General features: G+C 67.4%; 1 pseudogene. It reads left to right on the forward strand.

Annotation, left to right across the window (positions count from 1 at the left end):
* Positions 1 to 233 (forward strand): annotated as a pseudogene (locus tag KVT32_RS31755) (IclR family transcriptional regulator); the annotation flags it as partial.

Consider the following 233-nt stretch of genomic DNA (forward strand, 5'->3'; position numbering starts at 1 on the left):
GAGCTCGACGAGATGGCCTTCACCGCCATGAAGGACGGGCTGGAACGGGGCCTGCGCGACTACGCGCAGTTCGGCTGCACCACCTCCTTCGGCGAATGGCAGAAGGACGACAACGGCATCGCGGTCGGCTTCTTCCCGATCGGCGGCAGCCGGCTCATGTCGATCAACTGCGGCGGGCCGTCGTCGGGCGTGTCGACCGAGTTCCTGCGGAACGAGGTCAGGCCGCGGCTGAT

The organism is Achromobacter sp. GbtcB20 (genome assembly GCF_019091095.1).
GTDB classification, from domain to species: domain Bacteria; phylum Pseudomonadota; class Gammaproteobacteria; order Burkholderiales; family Burkholderiaceae_B; genus Achromobacter; species Achromobacter mucicolens.